This is a genomic window from Streptomyces sp. NBC_01446 (genome assembly GCF_026340095.1).
GTDB lineage: Bacteria > Actinomycetota > Actinomycetes > Streptomycetales > Streptomycetaceae > Streptomyces > Streptomyces aureus.
This window is the reverse complement of the sequence record NZ_JAPEPO010000001.1, coordinates 6717264-6731178: the sequence shown is the minus strand read 5'-3', so window position 1 is coordinate 6731178 and position 13915 is coordinate 6717264. Positions and strand designations below refer to the sequence as shown.

16 protein-coding genes and 4 tRNA genes are annotated in these 13915 nt (G+C 70.4%); 7 read left to right on the top strand and 13 right to left on the bottom strand.

Annotated features, from left to right (window positions below; translation table 11 throughout):
• Positions 1-47: 47 nt before the first annotated feature.
• Positions 48-614 carry an HIT domain-containing protein gene (locus OG456_RS30295; RefSeq protein WP_266566496.1) on the bottom strand — a complete coding sequence of 189 codons (567 nt, stop codon included), beginning with the start codon at positions 612-614 and terminating at the stop codon, positions 48-50.
• Positions 615-680: 66 nt separating this feature from the next.
• Between OG456_RS30295 and OG456_RS30290 the strand changes: the two genes are divergently transcribed.
• Positions 681-1349 carry a potassium channel family protein gene (locus OG456_RS30290; protein ID WP_266566494.1) on the top strand — a complete coding sequence of 223 codons (669 nt, stop codon included), beginning with the start codon at positions 681-683 and terminating at the stop codon, positions 1347-1349.
• Positions 1350-1380: 31 nt separating this feature from the next.
• Here the strand turns inward: OG456_RS30290 and thrS are convergent, their stop codons facing one another.
• The 3 genes from thrS to OG456_RS30275 form a co-directional block, all read right to left on the bottom strand.
• Complete coding sequence (gene thrS, locus OG456_RS30285; protein ID WP_266566492.1) at positions 1381-3357, bottom strand: threonine--tRNA ligase; 1977 nt, start codon at positions 3355-3357, stop codon at positions 1381-1383.
• Between the two features lie 163 nt (positions 3358-3520).
• Positions 3521-4738: a hypothetical protein gene (locus OG456_RS30280; protein ID WP_266566490.1), complete on the bottom strand. Its 1218-nt coding sequence runs from the start codon at positions 4736-4738 to the stop codon at positions 3521-3523.
• 63 nt (positions 4739-4801) lie between these two features.
• A complete protein-coding gene (locus OG456_RS30275; RefSeq protein WP_266566488.1) occupies positions 4802-5368 on the bottom strand; it encodes a DUF4365 domain-containing protein in 567 nt (188 codons plus the stop codon).
• Between the two features lie 169 nt (positions 5369-5537).
• Here OG456_RS30275 and OG456_RS30270 point away from each other — a divergent pair, with 169 nt between their 5' ends.
• Positions 5538-6263, top strand: coding sequence for a 3'-5' exonuclease (locus tag OG456_RS30270; protein ID WP_116503337.1), 726 nt, complete (start codon positions 5538-5540; stop codon positions 6261-6263).
• Between the two features lie 75 nt (positions 6264-6338).
• Here OG456_RS30270 and OG456_RS30265 read toward each other — a convergent pair.
• The 4 genes from OG456_RS30265 to OG456_RS30250 all read right to left on the bottom strand — a co-directional run bounded on the left by OG456_RS30265 (position 6339) and on the right by OG456_RS30250 (position 7841).
• Positions 6339-6410 (bottom strand) — tRNA-Val (locus tag OG456_RS30265).
• Positions 6411-6463: 53 nt separating this feature from the next.
• Positions 6464-6910, bottom strand: coding sequence for an SRPBCC family protein (locus OG456_RS30260; protein ID WP_266566480.1), 447 nt, complete (start codon positions 6908-6910; stop codon positions 6464-6466).
• 327 nt (positions 6911-7237) lie between these two features.
• Positions 7238-7309, bottom strand: a tRNA-Val gene (locus OG456_RS30255).
• 85 nt (positions 7310-7394) lie between these two features.
• Positions 7395-7841: a TIGR02611 family protein gene (locus OG456_RS30250; protein ID WP_266566478.1), complete on the bottom strand. Its 447-nt coding sequence runs from the start codon at positions 7839-7841 to the stop codon at positions 7395-7397.
• Between the two features lie 190 nt (positions 7842-8031).
• Between OG456_RS30250 and OG456_RS30245 the strand changes: the two genes are divergently transcribed.
• Positions 8032-8445, top strand: a complete 414-nt coding sequence (locus OG456_RS30245) for an SsgA family sporulation/cell division regulator (protein ID WP_003959770.1) — start codon at positions 8032-8034, stop codon at positions 8443-8445.
• 253 nt (positions 8446-8698) lie between these two features.
• Positions 8699-9259: a CGNR zinc finger domain-containing protein gene (locus OG456_RS30240; RefSeq protein WP_116503331.1), complete on the top strand. Its 561-nt coding sequence runs from the start codon at positions 8699-8701 to the stop codon at positions 9257-9259.
• A gap of 13 nt (positions 9260-9272) precedes the next feature.
• Here the strand turns inward: OG456_RS30240 and OG456_RS30235 are convergent, their stop codons facing one another.
• Complete coding sequence (locus tag OG456_RS30235) at positions 9273-9452, bottom strand: hypothetical protein (protein WP_266566474.1); 180 nt, start codon at positions 9450-9452, stop codon at positions 9273-9275.
• Between the two features lie 168 nt (positions 9453-9620).
• Complete coding sequence (locus OG456_RS30230) at positions 9621-10058, bottom strand: hypothetical protein (protein ID WP_266566471.1); 438 nt, start codon at positions 10056-10058, stop codon at positions 9621-9623.
• 229 nt (positions 10059-10287) lie between these two features.
• On the opposite strand from OG456_RS30230, the gene OG456_RS30225 reads away from it, so the two are divergent.
• Entirely contained in the window at positions 10288-10809 is a 522-nt protein-coding gene (locus OG456_RS30225; RefSeq protein ID WP_266566469.1) for a DsbA family protein, read from the top strand.
• A gap of 19 nt (positions 10810-10828) precedes the next feature.
• Here the strand turns inward: OG456_RS30225 and OG456_RS30220 are convergent, their stop codons facing one another.
• From OG456_RS30220 to OG456_RS30210, 3 genes are read right to left on the bottom strand one after another with little or no spacing between them, the layout of a single operon-like run.
• Entirely contained in the window at positions 10829-11653 is an 825-nt protein-coding gene (locus tag OG456_RS30220; RefSeq protein ID WP_266566468.1) for a GNAT family N-acetyltransferase, read from the bottom strand.
• 58 nt (positions 11654-11711) lie between these two features.
• A complete protein-coding gene (locus tag OG456_RS30215; protein ID WP_266566466.1) occupies positions 11712-12533 on the bottom strand; it encodes an aminotransferase class IV in 822 nt (273 codons plus the stop codon).
• Positions 12530-13585, bottom strand: a complete 1056-nt coding sequence (locus tag OG456_RS30210; RefSeq protein WP_266566464.1) for a chorismate-binding protein — start codon at positions 13583-13585, stop codon at positions 12530-12532. The genes OG456_RS30215 and OG456_RS30210 overlap by 4 nt, the downstream gene beginning before the upstream one ends.
• A gap of 145 nt (positions 13586-13730) precedes the next feature.
• On the opposite strand from OG456_RS30210, the gene OG456_RS30205 reads away from it, so the two are divergent.
• Both OG456_RS30205 and OG456_RS30200 read left to right on the top strand, forming a co-directional pair.
• Positions 13731-13803: transfer RNA gene (locus OG456_RS30205), tRNA-Gly, on the top strand.
• A 37-nt stretch (positions 13804-13840) separates the two neighbouring features.
• A tRNA-Cys gene (locus tag OG456_RS30200) sits at positions 13841-13914 on the top strand.
• Position 13915 lies beyond the last annotated feature (1 nt).

Here is a 13915-nt window from a genome sequence, read left to right as displayed (position 1 = left end):
GCGGCCGGCCCGGGACGTAAGCGCCCGGCCGGCCGGTCACGATCGGCTCAGCCGGCGTCCGGCCAGGCCTTGGCCAGCGCGGTCCTGGTGTCGCCGAGCAGCTGCGGCAGCACCTTGGTGTGACCCACCACGGGCATGAAATTGGTGTCGCCGCCCCAGCGCGGAACGATGTGCTGGTGCAGGTGCGCGGCGATACCGGCCCCCGCCACCGCGCCCTGGTTCATGCCGATGTTGAAGCCGTGCGCCCCGGACGCGGTGCGCAGCGCGGCCATCGCGCGCTTGGTGAAGAGGGCCAGCTCGGCGGTCTCGCCGTCGTCCAGATCCGTGTAGTCGGCGACGTGCCGGTACGGCAGCACCATCAAGTGGCCGCCGTTGTACGGATAGAGGTTGAGGATCGCGTAGACGCTCGCGCCGCGCGCCACGATCAGCGCTTCCTCGTCGGTCATGCCGGGTGCGGCGCAGAACGGACAGCCGTCGTCGGCTCCCGGTCCGGTCGGCTTGTTCTCCCCCTGAATGTAGGCCATCCGGTGCGGCGTCCAAAGGCGCCCGAACCCGTCCGGCTCACCCACCGGCCCCGTGTGCTGCTCCGGCTCACTCGTCATGAGATGCAGCATATGGCTTCGCCCGTTCGGAGCGTGTCGGCGGGGCAGGTCCCGGCCCCCGCCCGTGATCCTTGACCGATGGACGAGAGACGGCGCACGCCGTGGGAGCACCGGATGGAGACCCCGCTGACGCTGGCGGCCCTGCTGTTCCTCGCGTCGTACGCGGTCAGAGTCCTGGGGCGCGGGCTCCCGGACGCGGTGCGCGACGCGTGTCTCGCGGTGACCTCCGCCGCCTGGGCCGTCTTCGTGCTGGACTTCGCCATCCGATGGCGCCACAGCGGCAAGGGGCTCTCGTTCGTGCGCCACCACTGGCTGGACGCGGTGGTCGTGGCGCTGCCGCTGCTGCGCCCACTGCAGGTCGTGCGGACCTACGACGCCGTGCGGCGGCGGCACGAACAACCGCGGCTCAGCCTGCACGCGCGCGTGGCGACGTACGCCGGGATGTCCGCCACGCTGCTCGGATTCGCGGCGGCGCTGGCCGTGTACCAGGTCGAGCGCGGGCAGCCGCACGCCACGATCCGTACCTTCGGGGACTCCGTGTGGTGGGCCTGCTCGACGCTGGCGACGGTCGGATACGGGGACGTGGTGCCGGTGACCCCACTCGGGCGTCTGGTGGCGGTGGCGCTGATGGCGTGCGGTCTGGCGCTGCTCGGAGCGATCACGGGCTCGTTCTCGTCCTGGATGTTCCAGGTGTTCCGGCGCGACGACGACGAGAGGCCCCCGGGAGAATTCCCGGGGGCCTCTTGATGTCGTACGTCGCTGCCGTCAGCGGCGGGCGTCAGACCTGCACGCGCTCCTCGACGACCTTGACGATCTTCTCGATCGCCTCGTCGACGGGGATGCCGTTCTCCTGCGAGCCGTCGCGGTAGCGGAAGGAGACGGCGCCGGCCGCCATGTCCTCGTCGCCCGCGATGATCATGAACGGCACCTTCTGCTTCTGCGCGTTCCTGATCTTCTTCTGCATACGGTCCGACGAAGAGTCCACGTCGACGCGCAGCCCCTTCCGCTTCGCCTTGGCCGCGAACTCCTCGAGGTACGGGATGTGCGCGTCGCCGATCGGGATGCCGACCGCCTGCACCGGCGCGAGCCAGGCCGGGAAGGCACCCGCGTAGTGCTCGAGGAGCACCGCGAAGAACCGCTCGATGGAGCCGAACAGCGCACGGTGGATCATGACCGGGCGCTGCTTGGTGCCGTCGGGGCCGGTGTACTCCAGGTTGAAGCGCTCCGGCAGGTTGAAGTCGAGCTGCACGGTCGACATCTGCCAGGTGCGGCCGATGGCGTCCTTCGCCTGGACGGAGATCTTCGGGCCGTAGAACGCGGCGCCGCCCGGGTCCGGGACCAGCGGGAGGCCCTGCTTCTCGGCGACCTGGCGCAGCGTCTCGGTGGCCTCTTCCCAGACCTCGTCCGAGCCGACGAACTTCTCCGGGTCCTTGGTGGACAGCTCCAGGTAGAAGTCGGTGAGGCCGTAGTCGCGCAGCAGGCCGAGGACGAAGGTGAGCGTCTTGTCGAGCTCCTCCGCCATCTGCTCCTTGGTGCAGTAGATGTGCGCGTCGTCCTGCGTGAAGCCGCGGGCGCGGGTGAGGCCGTGCACGACGCCCGACTTCTCGTACCGGTACACGGTGCCGAACTCGAAGAGGCGCAGCGGCAGTTCACGGTAGGAACGCCCGCGCGCATCGAAGATCAGGTTGTGCATCGGGCAGTTCATGGGCTTGAGGTAGTAGTCCACGCCCTCGTCGAGCTGCATGGGCGGGTACATGCCGTCGGCGTACCAGTCCAGGTGGCCCGAGGTCTCGAAGAGCTTCCCCTTCGTGGCGTGGGGGGTGTAGACGAACTCGTAGCCCTCCTCCTCGTGCCGGCGGCGCGAGTAGTCCTCCATGACCCGGCGGATGATGCCGCCCTTGGGGTGGAAGACGGCCAGACCGGAACCGATCTGGTCGGGGATGGAGAACAGGTCCAGCTCGTTGCCCAGCTTGCGGTGGTCGCGCTTCTCGGCCTCGGCGAGGAACTCCAGGTGCGCCTTCAGCTCGTCCTTCGACGGCCAGGCGGTGCCGTAGATGCGCTGGAGCATCGGGTTCTTCTCGCTGCCGCGCCAGTACGCCGCCGCGTTCCGCATCAGCTTGAACGCGGGGATGTTGCGGGTGGTGGGCAGGTGGGGACCGCGGCAGAGGTCCTTCCAGCACAGGTCACCGGTCTTGGCGTCGAGGTTGTCGTAGATGGTCAGCTCGCCGCCGCCCACCTCGACATTCGCACCGTCGTCGGTGGACGCGGAGCCCTTGATGCCGATGAGCTCCAGCTTGTACGGCTCGTCGGCCAGCTCCTCGCGGGCGGCCGCGTCGGTGACGACACGGCGCGAGAAGCGCTGCCCGCGCTTCTGGATCTCCTGCATCTTCTTCTCGATGGCCTTGAGATCCTCGGGCGTGAAGGGCTTCTCCACGTCGAAGTCGTAGTAGAAACCGTCCTTGACCGGCGGGCCGATGCCCAGCTTGGCGTCGGGGAACAGCTCCTGCACGGCCTGCGCCATCACGTGGGCGGTGGAGTGGCGCAGGATGGCCAGGCCGTCCTCGGAGGAGATCTCGACGGGCTCGACCTCCTCGCCGTCCCGCACGGCGTACGCGAGGTCCTTCAGCTCGCCGGCCACACGGGCGGCGACGATGGTGCGCTCGCCGGCGAAGAGCTCGGCGGCCGTAGTGCCCGTCGTCACCACGCGCTCTTCCCGCTCGGAATCGCGTTGGATGATCACACGGACGTCTGACACCGGACTCTCCTGCCTGAAGGGGGCACGCGATGATCTGGCCACGCGCGCAATACACAGGGGATCGTACCGAGCCCGGGGCCCGACTCGCGAAACGGCATCAACGCGGCCCGCGCCGCGATCCCCGTGCACACGCCGGGAACCCCCTGCTCACGAGCCAGTGAGCTCAGTCGTCCCCGCTGCACGCCTCCTCGAAGAAGTCCAGATTCTCCTGGAGCGACTTCATCAGCCGGTCCCGCTCGGCCTCCTCCACCTGTACGGGCACCACCTCGCTCGCCCCGGTCAGCCGCCGGAAGCCGCCCCGGCTCTCCAGCCGCCCGTGCACCCTGATCGGCAGCCCCACGAGATGCGCGTGCCCCGCCGTCCGGTACGCCTCCTCGTCCAGCGTCATCCGGACGTGCGGCACATCGGCGCCCCCTATGACGTGCAGCCGCACCGTACCCTCTCCGCGCGGCCCCGATCTGCGCATGCGCACGACGGTCCCGGTGACGCGGACGGCGATGGACGGCTCGGCCTGCAGATAGCGGGCGCTCGCCTCCCGCAGGACGGCCAGGTCGCCGGGCGAGAACTCGACGGGCGCGTCCCCGGCCGTGCACTCGTCGGGCACCCCGGCCGCCGGTGACCACTCGACGCCGACCCGGGCTCCCTCCGTACCGCGGACGAGGGCGACGAGCGCTTCGACGAGCTCGTGGCTCACCCCCGCCTCGACCGCGCCGTCGAAGGCGTCCATGCCGCCGGTGGCCCGCCGGTAGTCGATGGCCTCGCGGGCCGCGTACAGCGCCTGGTGGAGACGGACTGCGAGCGCGCGTCCCGCGGCGACGGGCACGAACGCGGTGAGCCTGCGGCCGCCGGGGGCGTCACCGACGAGGACGGTCTCCAGCGACGCGGCGGCGGGCCTGCGGTGGCGGGCGCCGTAGTAGCCGGCCCTGCCGCGGGCGGCGAGCGCGGCGGCGAGCAGCATCCGCCGGGCGGCGGCGCGCAGTTGCTCCTCCACCGGCCACGCGGCGCTGCCCGCGGGCCCGGCCGGCACATCGCGCCACCAGCGGATCTCGTCGCTCGGCACGGCGAGCGAGACGAGGACCTCCCGCGCGGAGGGCGACCCGCTGCGCTCCAGGGCCTCGAGCGCCTCGCCGAGCAGGTCGTCGCTGTCGGGAAAGGCGCGGGTCTCCGGCACGAGCAGGCTGGTGCGCCCGGAGGCGCCGGGCAGCGTCCAGCGCACATAGCGCCCGGTGGCGCCGCCGCGGCGTTCCCAGCCGTGCCGGTCGAGCAGTGCGTTGAGCACGACCGGGTCGACCTGCTCCGGTCCGGGGCCTTCGAGGTCGGCGGGGTGGGATCGGGCGGTGTTCAGGGCGCGAAGGCGATCGTCGGTCGGGCGGTGCTGCATCAGGGGTCTCCCTCCCTGTCCGTCAGGGCCTCGCGCGTTGCCCGTCAGGGCCTCCCGCGTCCTTCAGGGCCTTCCGCCCGTCCCGATCCGCGTCATGATCTCGCAGAGCGCACGGTCGTCGAAGATCCGCGAGGTCGGGATGCGCACGGTGGTGCGGCGCCGTCCTGTCACGGGGTGGCCGGCCAGGTTGGTCCAGTAGCAGCAGTGCCGCAGGTCGAGCCGGTCGTGGCCGGCCCGCAGCCAGTCGTCCTGCGAACGCGGCACGATCATCACGACCAGGATCTTGTGCACCGACACCGGCGTGCGGGCGAGCTTCTCCAGGTGTGCGTTGTCGAGCGTGAAGGAGAAGGACGGCCCCGGCGGCTTCGGCGGGAGCTGGTACGTGCACTTGAGCTGCACCTTGATGGTGACCTCGTCGTCGACCGTGTGCCCGGGGGCGCTGTGGCTGACGTGCCAGTCGATTCCGTTGTCAGGGAACGGCTGAGAGAGCGAACAGCCCGCGGCTGCCGCTACGGCGTGCAGATAGCCCACCTGGAGTGTCTCCATGCAGGCGGTGGTGGCGAGTGTGCCGCGCGGCGGTGCGATCCCCTCGGGCAGCAGCCCACCCTGTTCGGGCTGCGCGAGCGCCATGTCCAACTGACCTTCCGAAACAGATGAATTCCCTGGGCGGGCCGCTGAACTGCCGTGACCCGTATCTGTGTTGTCTCCGGTCGGCGTACGACGCAAACAGCCCGGGTATCACCGAAACGGGCAGCAGCGAGGGGCCATCTGCCAGGTGTGAACGAGGAGTTGCATTGACATGACGTGCTGGTACGAGGGTCCTCTGGCCGCCTTCGACACCGAGACCACCGGCGTGGACGTGGAGAGCGATCGCATCGTGTCGGCCGCGATCGTGGTGCAGGACGCCGCGGGCAGCCGGCCGCGGGTCTCACGCTGGCTCGTGAATCCGGGAGTGCCGGTGCCGGCCGGGGCGACTGAGGTGCACGGCCTGACGGACGAGCACCTCCAGCGCAACGGCCGCTGGCCCGCACCCGTCATGGAGGAGATAGCCCGGCTGCTGGGCGAGCAGGCGGCGGCGGGCCGCCCGCTCGTGGTGATGAACGCGCCGTTCGATCTGACGCTCCTGGACCGGGAGTTGCGGCGACATCGCGCCTCCGCGCTCGGCCGCTACATGGAGAGCTCGTCGCTGTGCGTCCTCGATCCGCGCGTCCTCGACAAACACCTGGACCGCTACCGCAAGGGCCGCCGCACCCTGACGGACCTGTGCGCGCACTACGAGGTGGAGCTGGAAGGCGCGCACGACGCGGCCGCGGACGCGCAGGCCTCCCTGGATGTCGTACGGGCCGTGGGGCGCCGCTTCGCGTCCCGCCTGGAGCGTCTGTCCCCCGCCGAGCTGCACACGCTTCAGGCGGTGTGGCATGCCGCGCAGGCGCGTGGGCTGCAGGCGTGGTTCGCGCGCAGCGGCAATCCGGAGACGGTGGATCCGGCGTGGCCGATGCGCACGGAACTGCGGGAGGCCGCCTGACAGTTGCCCGTACGGGCTCAGGGCCGGGGCGCAGAAAAGCCGGTCCGTCTGCTGACGGACCGGCTTTCTTCCGGGTGGGCGATACTGGGTTCGAACCAGTGACCTCTTCGGTGTGAACGAAGCGCTCTCCCACTGAGCTAATCGCCCGGGAACGGGTTGAACCATACAGGCCCCGGCGGGTTTCCAACAAACCGGTTCGGTCACCGCCGCCGCAGATGCGCGACGAGCCCGCGCCGCCCACCCCGCATCATCAGCGCGTGGTTGACGAGGAACACCGGCCTGCCGACGAGGGCGAACCGCCGCAACAGGGGTTTGCACACCTCCACCTCCTGCTCGTACACCGCGCGCGTCCCGCCCTCTTGCGCGCGCACGGTCCACCGCACCCAGCCCTCCAGGTCGCCGGAAACGGTGATCTCCAGGACCCCGGCCTCGGTGTCACGGCGCAGGGCGGTGGCCGTCACGAACAGGTCGTACGGGAGGAGCGAGCGGAAGCGGGCGGTGCCGCGGCGCTCGTCAAGGGGTGTCGCCTCGCGCACTTGGGGCCACCACAGGGGGTAGTCCTCGGCGCGCTCCAGGGCCGCGAACACGTCGGCGGGCTCCTCGGGCAGGTCCCAGACACTGCGGAAGCGGTAGTGGTTCCAGTCCATGGTGCGAGTCTCCCCCGTTACGCGGTGACTCACCTGAACGTGAATTGGCCTGATGCCGACGGTCATTGATTCACCGTCAGAACTTCCGGATTCCCGGTGAAGTCCGGAAACTCTGAAACGGGGTCAGGTCCGCCCACCCATCGAATTACCGAAGGGGCCCGCGGGGATTTATATCCCAGGCATCCGTACGGATTATGGGATTCCTGTTCCGGTCGCCGGACACCAGGAGCGCGCCGCAGCCAGAAAGCGCTTGCAGATCATGGCGGCCGGACGCGGAAACGCCGAGTGCCCCGGAGGCTTGAAGCCTCCGGGGCACTCGGTCCGGGGTGGGCGATACTGGGTTCGAACCAGTGACCTCTTCGGTGTGAACGAAGCGCTCTCCCACTGAGCTAATCGCCCGGGCGCAGAGAGAACATTACCGCATGTCAGCAGGTGCTCCGACCAGCCCTGACACCCCCGGCGCGACCCTCGCGGGCCACCCCGCTCACTCCTTGATCTTCCACGGCATCTCGAAGCCGAACTTCCACACGTAGATCGCCACGAGCACCGCGATGATCACCACGCCGACCGACGTCAGGATGATGTTCCGCCGGCGCACCGCGGGGTCGAGCGCGCGCCGCGTGGCCTCGGTGACCTTGCGCTTCGTCCAGCGGAGCACGAGCTGCGCCCAGACGAACTCGGTCGCCCAGATCGCCATGCCGCCGAAGATCACCAGCCAGCCCGGGCCCGGCAGCGGCAGCATGATCACGCCCGCCACCACCACCGCGAGCCCGACCACGAAGACGCCGACCTGCCAGCTCAGATGCAGGGCTCTGCGGGCCTTGATGAACTCCGGCGCCCGCGAGCCGAGCTCCGGCTCGACCTTCGCCCCGCCCCCCGTCGTCGCGGCCCCGGATTCAGACTCGGCCGCCTCGTCACTCCCCGTATTCATACAACCAAACCTACCCGACGGAATCCCGTCACCGGAATGGACGCTCCGGACCGAGAAACACTCCGCCGTCCGAGCTACCTAAACGCACTCAAAACACTCAGAGGGGTTTACAACGGCACCGTAGGTGGCATGTCGATTTCGCCGACGTGCGAATCCCCGAGCGCACACTGAGCGAAAGGCCCTGGCGCTTATGAACACCACGGTCAGCTGCGAGCTGCACCTGCGCCTCGTTGTGTCGAGCGAATCCTCACTGCCTGTACCCGCAGGACTGCGGTATGACACGGCCGATCCCTACGCCGTGCACGCCACCTTCCACACAGGAGCAGAAGAGACGGTCGAGTGGGTGTTCGCCCGCGATCTGCTCGCCGAGGGCCTGCACCGGCCCACCGGCACCGGCGACGTCCGAGTCTGGCCATCCCGTAGTCACGGCCAAGGCGTCGTCTGCATCGCTCTGAGTTCCCCTGAGGGCGAGGCTCTGCTCGAAGCCCCTGCGAGGGCGCTGGAGTCGTTCCTGAAGAGGACCGACGCGGCCGTGCCACCCGGCACGGAACACCGCCACTTCGATCTCGACACGGAGCTCTCACACATCCTGGCCGAAAGCTAAGGCCTGGAGCCGACGCCGGCACACCGCCGGAGTCACGCACCGCGAGAGCCGCTCGATGCCGTCCACTCGGGGAGACGGACCGAGCCACAACAACTGCATATGGCATACACCGGCGCCGCCGCCGTGGGGATCCCACGGCGGCGGCATCGGCGCGTCCATGGGCCGGCGGCCAGGCGCCACGCGGACGGGCGGACCTATAACATCGGCCAGCATCGGCGGGCACAGGCCCGACCCCCAGGCCAGGGAGCAAATCGTGCTGATCACCCACGACACCCGGTGCGCCCTCGACACCGTGGTCGATCTGGTGAACACCGCACCGGACGACGAGCAGGCCGTCGACGGGCTGGCCGATGTGGCAGCCCTGGGCGAGTTCGTACGAAGGAACGACATCAGTGACGTCGGGGTGCTCACGGAACGTGACCTCGACGGCGTACAGAGTGTGAGGGGACGGTTCGCCGCCGTGTTCGCGGCGCCCGACCCGCACGCCGCTGCCTCGCTCATCAACGAGCTGGTCGCCGCCGCGGGCACCACGCCGCGCCTGACGGACCACGACGGCTACGACTGGCACGTGCACTACTTCGCACCCGGCGCGTCCGTGGCCGACCACCTGGCGGCCGACTGCGGGATGGCGCTCGCCTTCTTCGTGGTCGCCGGGGAGCAGGAGCGGCTGCGGCGGTGCGAGGCCCCGGACTGCCGACGGGCCTTCGTGGACCTCTCCCGTAACCGGTCGCGCAGGTACTGCGACAGCCGCACCTGCGGAAACCGCTTGCACGTGGCGGCATACCGGGCGCGCCGCAAGGAAGCGGCGGGCTGACCCGCCCGGGGCATCACAGCAGGAACAGATCGTGCAGCGAAGCCAGGAGCAGCAGGCAGCCGATCACCGCCAGAAAGATCATCAAAGGCGGCTGTGACAGTGCGAAGAGGCAGCCTCGGCGTTCGTCGGCCATGAGGGCGTCGTGTCGCTCGTCGGCCTGCGGGGCGGAACCGCCCTGTGTTGTGTCCAGCATCTCGCGGCGATGATGACGCAGCCGGCACACCGCAGTCGATCAACACGCTCAAAAGAAGCGGGAGTTCGCCGGATCCCGTGACGTGGGTGGTACGAGGTCGACCGGGAAGAGTCCGGCGGCTTCCGCTTTCCGACCGGAGTCGACCGACCGCCTGAGAGATTCCTCGGGTCAGATCCCGTGCTTCTTCAGAATCGCCTCGATGTCGCTGAAGTCCTCGGAGGCGGGCTTCGCGGCAGGGCCGGCCGCCGCGGGCCGGGCGGTCTGCCCCAGCGAGGGGGCGGAGGCCGCGGGTGCCACGGCCTGGGTCTCGGCGGCGGCCTTCGCCGCCTTGCGCTCCTTACGGGTGCCGCCGCTGCGGCGCTCCAGCGCGCGGGTCACCATGAACAGGAGCCAGGCGCCGCCGAGCACGACGAATCCGGCCCACGCCGTGGGGCTGAACGCGGTGTCCGCCAGCCAGCCGACCGCACCGGTCATCACCAGACCGATCGGCACCAGCGAATACGCCGCTATGCGCGCGGCCGTGAGGAAACGCTTCCGGTACGCGGTGACCGCGGCGATGCCCAGCCCGGCCACGGAAACGGCGGAACAGACGGTCTCGGCAATCATCCGGTCCTCCTGGCGTGGGCAGCGGGCGACGGAGCATTCCGTCCTCTCCATCGTGCACCGCCCCGGGGTCGGGAAGCCACGGTCCAGCCCGACCTCAGGGACATTTCCGGGTACGGCCTCCTCCGCAGGTGCCGGTCCGGTGCCTGTCAGGGGTCCTGCCAGGGTCTGATCAGGGGTCTGTCGCAGGTGCCGGTTGGGGTCCCCGGCGCCCTGCTGGAAGACTGGTCCCATGAACGACGCCTCTCCCGCCTCAGCCCCTCAGGGCCGCCCCGTCCTCGACGTCTGGTGCGAGCTCCAGTGCCCCGACTGCCGCACCGCTCTCGACGACGTGCGCGCGCTGCGGGCCCGCTACGGCGACCGCATCGACCTGCGTCTGCGGCACTTCCCGCTGGAGAAGCACAAGCACGCCTTCGCCGGCGCGCAGGCCGCGGAGGAGGCCTTCGAGCAGGGGAAGGGCTGGCCGTACGTGGAGGCGGTGCTCGGCCGGGTCGAGGAGCTCGACCGCAAGGGCGAGCCGTTCCTCGTCGAGGTCGCGCGTGAACTCGGCCTGGACGCCGAGGAGTTCGACACCGCACTCATCGACGGCAGGCACATCCTGATCGTCGACGCGGACCAGGCCGAGGGCACGGCGATCGGCGTCACGGGCACACCCACGTACGTCATCGACGGCGAGCGGCTCGACGGCGGCAAGAGCCAGAACGGCCTGCGCGAGCGCGTCGAGGAGATCGCCGACCGGCTGCTCGGCTCGTAGCCGGCGACCCGCGGGCCGCTCAGAGCAGCGGCTTGTACAGGTGGAACTCGGTCGCCCGGTATCCGAGTGACTCGTACAGCCGGACGGCCGGGATGTTGCCCGCGAAGACGTTGAGCCCCAGGCGGGCGACGCCCGCGGCGTGCGACTCGGCCTCCGCGAGGAGCATCAGCGACCGCCCGTGGCCGTGCCCGCGGTGCTCGGCCGCGACCTCGACGTCGTAGACGTAGGCGCTCTCGCCGCGCAGCGCCACCCACAGCGTGCCCACGACCGCGCCGTCCGTCTCGAGCACGCTCAGGACCGCGTCCCGTGTGGCGAGCCCTTCCGCGAGCGTCGCCGCGTGATCGGCCTCGGCCTTGGAGCGTGCCTGGGCCTCCGGGACGCCCCGCTCGACCAGGGTGCGCACGTAACCAGCCTGCGTGTGCGTCTCCCACGCGGTGAACTCGGGGCCGGTCATGCGCCGTCCCGCGCTGCCCGCCGGGAGCGTGGGGGGCTCGGCCGGGAGCTCCTTCTCCATGTTCCGGTTGCGCTCGACGTAGCCGAGGGCGGTGGCCAGGGCGAGGGCACGCTCCGCCGGCGCGGGGATCGAGACCTCCATCCGGCCGCAGCCCCAGCCGCGCGCCACCTCCTCGGCGGCGAGCGCGGCGACGGTGCCGCGGCCCCGCCCGCGGTCCTCCTCGTCGATCCGCAGATCACGGATCCGGGCCACCCCCTCGCCGTAGACGGGGTGGGTGCCCAGACGCAGCTCGCCGACGGGGCGGCTGTTCACGCACACCTGGTAGTGGCGTGACCGCGTCCCGTCGGCATCGCGCTGAAGCGGCTCGGTCGGCCGCAGAGTGGTGGTCATCAGGGGTGTTCTACCCGCCCTGTGACCACCGCGTCACCCGGATTAGGGGTCGTCCTGTCTACGGGTCGAGGTCGTCCGCCGCGCGCTCGTCGAAGACGCGCATCGCCTTGGCGGTGACGGGCCCAGGCGCGCCAGGCAGCTCGCGCCCGTCGACCCGATGCACGCCCTGCACGTCGCGCAGCGTGGACGTCAGGAAGATCTCGTCGGCCCGCTCCAGGACGTCCAGCGGCAGATCGGTCTCCTTGGCGCCGGTCCACTCGGCGGTCAGCGCGCGGGTGATGCCCGCCAGGCAGCCGGAGGCTACCGGCGGGGTGTGGATCTCGCCGTCCAGGACGACGAAGACGTTCGACCCCGTGCCCTCGCAGAGCTGACCCACCGTGTTGGCGAACAGCGCCTCGGAAGCTCCCTGTTCGCGCGCGCGGGCGAGCGCGACGACGTTCTCCGCGTACGAGGTGGTCTTCAGACCGGTGAGCGCGCCGCGTTCGTTGCGCGTCCACGGGACCGTGACCGTGGCGGTGGAGTCGGGGCGCCGGGCGGCCTCGCCGAGGGCGACCACCAGCGTGGGCCCGTGCTCACCGCGGTCGGACCCCAGCGGGGAGAGCCCTCCAGTGTACGTGATCCGCAGCCGGCCGAGCGGCATCGGGTTGGCCTCGAGGACGGCGTCGCAGGCCCGGCGCACCTCGTCGAGGTCGGGCTCGGGCAGACCGAGACCGCGCGCGGAGCGGGCGAGCCGGTCCAGGTGGCGGGTCAGCGCGAACGGCTTCCCGTCGACCGACTTCACCGTCTCGAAAATGCCGTCGCCCACGGTCAGGCCGTGGTCGAACACCGAGACACGGGCGGCCTCGAGGTCCTGCAGTGTGCCGTCGAGCCAGATCTTCACGTAGGGATCCCTCCACTTTCCTGGTACGTACCCGACGCTACCGCTAGCAGCCGAGAAGCCTTCAGTTCGGTCTCCCGCCACTCACCTTCGGGGTCCGATCCCCAGGTGATTCCGGCGCCCGTGCCGAACCGCAGGACGCCCTCGGCCCGGTCGGCCCAGAACGTGCGGATGCCGACGGCCAGCTCGCCTGTGCCCCGGTCGGCGTCGACCCAGCCGATGCCGCCGCAGTACGGACCTCGGGGCGCCGTCTCCAGGGCGTCGATGATGCGCAGGGCGCTGGACTTGGGCGCTCCGGTGACCGAGCCGGGCGGGAACGCGGCGGCGAGCAGGTCACGCCAGCCCGCGCCGTCGCACAGTTCACCGCGGACGGTGGAGACAAGGTGGACGAGGCCCGGGTGCTTCTCGACGACGCACAGCTCCGGGACGGTCACGGAACCGGTCGCGCAGACGCGTCCGAGATCGTTGCGGACCAGGTCCACGATCATCACGTTCTCCGCGTAGTCCTTCTCCAGGAGGTCCGCCTCGGTCCGGCCCGTGCCCTTGATCGGCCCGGACTCGACGGTCCGGCCGGTGCGGCTCAGGAAGAGCTCCGGGGACGCGGTGGCTATCTCCACGCCGTGCTCGGGAAGGCGGATGGTCCCCGCGTAGGGGGCCGGGTTGCCGCGCGCGAGGAGCGCCGTGAGTGCGTCCACGTCCGCGCGCGGGGGAAGGGGCGCGGACAGGACACGGCAGAGGTTGGCCTGGTAGACGTCGCCGGCCGCGATGCGGTCGCGGATCCTGCGGACGCCGTCGGTGTACGCGGCCCGGTCGAGGGACGACGTCCAGTCACCGGCCGCGGGCCCCTGCCAGGCCCCGGGGACCGGGGCGGGCACGGGCTCCTCCCGTACGGAGTCGAAGCGGGCACACACAAGGCGGCCCTCGAAGTCCGCGGACACGGCCCAGAAGCCGGCGGAGTCCAGGGCCTCGGGATCGCTGGTCACGTCGCGCAACTCGGTCGCTACGAGACCGCCGAAGCGGGCCAGAGGGGGCAGGTCGTGAGGGAGGTCGCGCACGTCTTCGAGTCTATGGCGGGTGTCCCCCGCGTGACCTGGGGTGGTCGCACCGCAGCACGCTGCGCAAACGCGTTTTTGTACTGGCCCAGGAATCCGCTAGAGTTCAACACGTCGCCGGGACGCGCAAGCGAAACGGAAACGACAAGCGGACGTAGCTCAGTTGGTAGAGCGCAACCTTGCCAAGGTTGAGGTCGCCAGTTCGAACCTGGTCGTCCGCTCAGGAAGTGGGGGATCTTCCCGAACCCCCACACTCCTGGTGGAGTGGCCGAGAGGCGAGGCAACGGCCTGCAAAGCCGTCTACACGGGTTCAAATCCCGTCTCCACCTCCAA